The following is a 1,166-nucleotide window of genomic DNA, read 5'->3' as shown; positions in this document are numbered from 1 at the left end:
ATAAAAAAAGACGCCTAAGCGTCTTTTCTTTAAGTTCTCGTGAGAACTAAAATCTGCAATTATGCGATGATTTTAGATACAACACCAGCACCAACAGTACGACCACCTTCACGGATAGCGAAGCGTAAACCTTCATCCATCGCTACTGGGTTGATTAGCTCTACAACAAATTTCAAGTTGTCGCCAGGCATTACCATTTCAACACCTTCAGGAAGCTCTACAGCACCTGTGATATCTGTTGTACGGAAGTAAAACTGTGGACGGTATCCTTTAAAGAATGGTGTATGACGACCACCTTCATCTTTACTTAACACGTATACTTCTGATTCGAATTTTGTATGAGGTGAAATTGAACCAGGCTTACATAATACTTGACCACGTTCAACATCTTCACGCTTAAGACCACGTAAAAGTACACCACAGTTCTCGCCAGCACGACCTTCGTCTAGAAGCTTACGGAACATTTCAACACCAGTACAAGTAGATTTTTGAGTATCACGGATACCAACAACTTCTACTTCTTCACCAATTTTGATGATACCGCGTTCAACACGACCAGTAACAACAGTACCACGACCAGCAATTGAGAATACATCTTCGATAGGCATGATGAATGCTCCGTCGATTGCACGCTCTGGCTCTGGAATGTAGTTATCTAATTGATCAGCAAGTTCGATGATTTTTGCTTCCCACTTTTCGTCGCCTTGAAGAGCGCCTAAAGCTGAACCTTGAATTACCGGTAAATCATCACCTGGGAAGTCATATTCAGAAAGAAGTTCACGAATTTCCATTTCTACTAATTCTAGTAATTCTTCGTCATCTACAACATCACATTTGTTCATGAATACGATGATATATGGAACACCAACCTGACGTGATAACAAGATGTGCTCACGTGTTTGTGGCATAGGACCATCTGTAGCAGCAACTACTAAGATAGCACCATCCATTTGTGCAGCACCGGTGATCATGTTTTTGATGTAATCGGCGTGACCAGGACAATCTACGTGTGCGTAGTGACGAACTTCTGTATCGTACTCGATGTGAGAAGTATTGATTGTAATACCACGCTCACGCTCTTCAGGAGCATTATCGATTTGTGCGAAATCTTTAACTTCACCACCGTGTACTTTAGTTAATACTGCAGAGATAGCAGCTGTTAAAGT

1 protein-coding gene is annotated in these 1,166 nt (G+C 41.6%); it reads right to left on the bottom strand.

Translation table 11 applies throughout. The annotated features are described in order from the left end of the window. Positions 1–59: 59 nt before the first annotated feature. A partial coding sequence (gene tuf / locus H4J70_RS20220; RefSeq protein WP_182218777.1) for an elongation factor Tu occupies positions 60–1,166 on the bottom strand: 1,107 nt, incomplete at its 5' end.

The sequence above is a fragment of the Colwellia sp. BRX8-9 genome, assembly GCF_014077245.1.
GTDB lineage: Bacteria > Pseudomonadota > Gammaproteobacteria > Enterobacterales > Alteromonadaceae > Colwellia_A.
The sequence above is the reverse complement of the archived record's forward strand: the minus strand, read 5'-3'. Positions and strand labels throughout refer to the sequence as shown.